A 3,513-nucleotide genomic window follows, 5' to 3' on the forward strand; every position below is an offset into this window, starting at 1 on the left:
AGCCGCAAGGCATTAGCCGCGGTTAATACCGATTTCGTTAAAGGTGACATTCCTGAGAATGATCCTCAAAACGATTAAATAAACACTACCTAGTCCTCCTCGTCTGACACGTTAAACAGCAGATATGGACCGTTGGGAGTCCGGGTGCCACCTCAGAGCATTTTTAATCACAATAGACGAAACAAAAAGAGGGAAGGGAGCGGCTTCCTTTACTGCTGTAATCCGACTGAACTATGGCAACCGGCTATTTTTTGTCTCGGGCATTAAATAGTAGATGTTGACCGTCGGGGGTGAAGCTGATGTCGCCGTTGATGTTTCCATCGACTGTGATCTTTAGTGGCTCGGGCGCTTTGTCATCTGCAGGATTGAATTTGAGAAGTTTTCGCGGCTGAGTGTCAGAGCCAAAGACGATCATGTCTCCCTGGGGATGCCAGGCCATATCTTGATAGGTAGAGGCTTTGCTTTTGTAATGCACCTTAAGTCCTTCTTTCATGCCAGCCACATTTACTGTGGCGACTTCAAAAGTTTTGTCTTCTGCATTTCGTCCCAGGAAACAGAGCCAGTTACTGTCGGGGGACCAGGTTGAATTCCAGTAGATGGAGGAGTAGGGGCTTTCGCCTTCCGGGAAAACGTCTGTTTTCGTCTCTTCAATCAAATCGTAAATCCGGAAATTGGCTTTTCTTCCGTCGCGAACGGTATACGCAATTTTCCTGCCATCCGGCGACCATTGCGCGCCCCAACCGCCGGCTTCGATCATTTTGTGATTGGAGCCATCGGCGTTCATGATAACGACGCCGTAGGGGGAAGACTGAGAAAATGCGATGCGATTTCCTCCTGGCGACCAGCTGGGCATAGCGCCCGGCCCTAGAACTTTAAAGTCAGTACCATCCGCATCGACGACCATAATCTGTACATTCGAGAAACTCTCACCCTCTTGTGATTTCCAACCATCGAAGGCTAGTTTCGTGCCGTCAGGCGAGAAGGCAGGGGAACCGGTGTTGAAGTAATTTTCCGCTACAAAAAAGACCTTGGGGTTTTCTCCTTCCGGAGAAGCGATGTAAAACCGGGTGCGCTTGACTTTTGGTTTTTCGTCTGCGACGAGCAGGGTGCTCTGTGCATTGAAAAAAATAAAACAGGTCACACAATACAAACCAGTTAGCACGACTTGTCGCATGGCAAACCCTCTTCCTCGATATGAAATGAATTTCGGTTCCGTCTTGTAACATTGTTATAACATTTAGGAAATTGAGTTGAAAGGAAAAACTGATATCGGTTGTGTCGATCGCGAAGTCCCTGTCATATGTGCGAGGGCTGATGTAGTAGTCTCGCGAAGATTACAATATCAAATACCTAAGTAAGTCGTGATTTTAAATAGTTTTGGATAAACAGGTCAGATCGCCTTGAGGTCTGAAACTGATCAAAGTAGTTTGATATGTATAAGGCCTTCCTGTAGACGAAGTTTGCCTTTTCGTTTTTCCATTCAGGAGCAACTCGATGAAGAATTCCAGTTTTGTCAATCGCGAGCTAATCTGTACGACCTTTATTGTGCTGGCCGTGAGTGGATTGGCAGTGTGGGCCTCCAACAGCAAAACTGTTCCGGAAGCTGAATTTGCAAAATCGACGGTCGATTTTGGGATTGTCGTCAGCGATCTTGAGAAGTCGCGCAATTTTTATAAGAACGCACTGGGATTAAAAGAACGTGATCCGTTTGAAGTGACTCCCGCAATGGGTGCTGACTCCGGTCTTTCGGATAATCTGGCGTTCAAAGTGTATCCGATGGTGCTGGAAGACGAGGGCACTGCTACCAATGTGAAGCTGATGCAGTTTAAAGAGGCCCCCGGTAAGAAGGTGGATAATTCCTTCATCCACTCTTCTTTAGGCGTCAGCTATTTGACGATTTATGTGAAAGACACCACTGCAGCATTGGCGCGAGCCAAAGCCTATGGCGTGGAACCGATCGCCAAAGGTCCCATCGCGTTGCCGAAAGGATTTCCCCAGGGGATATATCTAACGCTCCTGCGAGATCCCGATGGGAATCTGATTGAACTGGTGGGTCCCAAGAAATAGGTTTGTCATACAGAACACAATTAATAAATGATGATGCTCTTTAGGGTGTCATCATTTTTTTGTGTTCATGCCATACTTCTTCATTTTGTTATACAGTGTAACGCGACTGATTCCTAACGTTTTTGCTGTATTAGTGCGGCTGTAATTATTTTTGAAGAGTGCCTGTTCGATCAGATCTTTTTCCGTGACCGCGACCTGATCTCCTAACCGTTCCGAGTCATTTTGTTTCTGGTTGATGATGACAGAAGGATCATTCGTCGGCCCAATTTGTCCCATGAGAATATGAGAGGGCAGGTTTTCTTTGCGTAACACTCCTTCGCGGCAATAAATGACGGCGCGTCGGATCACATTTTCCAGCTCACGTACATTGCCGGGCCAGGGGTAGGTATGTAGGGCTTCCATAAATTCATCGTCAATCGTTTCGATGAAAATTTTATGCTTCTTTGACATCGATCGGACGAAATCATGTGCCAGAGTAATAATGTCGGCTTTACGTCGTCGTAAGGGAAGTACATCGAATTTCAACATATTCAAACGATAGTAAAGGTCTGGTCGAAATTTCCCTTGTTCAACCAGCGGTTGCAGATCCATATTACTTGCTACGACCAGGCGTGCCTGATTTACATACGTCTTATTTGAGCCAACCGGTTCAAATTCACCTGTTTCGATCACGCGTAACAGTTTTACCTGTTGCTCCGGACCTAAGACATCAATTTCGTCCAGTAGAACTGTTCCCTTGCCTGCCGCCAGGAATTTACCATCTTTGTCCGCATGGGCACTGGTAAAAGCACCGCGGACGTGGCCAAAGAGTTCACTTTCGATCAGATCGTTCGGCAAGGCTCCACAGGCAACATTCAAAAACGGTTCATCGCGGCGAGGAGAGACATCGTGAACTAATCGGGAGAGGTACGTTTTTCCAGATCCCGTTTCCCCAATCAATAATACCGTAACATCGTGTTGTGCGGCAATTTCCAGTTCATTCAGCATGATTTTCATCTCATGTGAATTGGTTTCGAAGCTGCGGGCGATTCCCGATAGTTCAGTCGGTTTTTGTATTTCATGACTGACGCTCATTGAAGAAGAATGATGCGAGTGCGTCTTTTTTTCTGGAGTGGCTGCATAACTGGCTGTCATCGCGAGTGCTTTCGTCGCTACGACTTCTTCTTCCGGATTCAGGCAGGAATCAATTTCCAGTAGTAATTCCGCTTCACTGTCAAAGCCCTTGATGAGCAAAATATTATGGCATGTCGCCCGTCGTTCCAGAACCTCGGGACATTCTGCTTCCGACAGCATGATGATTTCTGCATCAGGAACGGTTTTCTGAATCAATTCCAGAAGTTGATCTTCCTGATGACCACCAGAGATGAGAAACCGCAGGTCAACCAGAATGGAATCAACAGAATGCTCACGACAAACCACATAACAGTCTTCCAGATTGTTACACAT

3 protein-coding genes are annotated in these 3,513 nt (G+C 46.5%); 1 reads left to right on the top strand and 2 read right to left on the bottom strand.

All coding sequences use genetic code 11. The annotated features are described in order from the left end of the window. Window positions 1–244: 244 nt before the first annotated feature. Window positions 245–1,174: a translocation protein TolB gene (locus Q0668_RS20385; RefSeq protein ID WP_298868022.1), complete on the bottom strand. Its 930-nt coding sequence runs from the start codon at window positions 1,172–1,174 to the stop codon at window positions 245–247. A 320-nt stretch (window positions 1,175–1,494) separates the two neighbouring features. On the opposite strand from Q0668_RS20385, the gene Q0668_RS20390 reads away from it, so the two are divergent. Next, window positions 1,495–2,067: a VOC family protein gene (locus Q0668_RS20390; RefSeq protein WP_298868023.1), complete on the top strand. Its 573-nt coding sequence runs from the start codon at window positions 1,495–1,497 to the stop codon at window positions 2,065–2,067. A 51-nt stretch (window positions 2,068–2,118) separates the two neighbouring features. On the opposite strand, the gene Q0668_RS20395 is transcribed toward Q0668_RS20390, so the two are convergent. Then, window positions 2,119–3,513: sigma-54-dependent Fis family transcriptional regulator (locus Q0668_RS20395; RefSeq protein WP_298868024.1), on the bottom strand; the 1,395-nt coding region annotated here is incomplete at its 5' end.

The sequence above is a fragment of the uncultured Gimesia sp. genome (assembly GCF_937910335.1).
Classification (GTDB): Bacteria; Planctomycetota; Planctomycetia; order Planctomycetales; family Planctomycetaceae; genus Gimesia.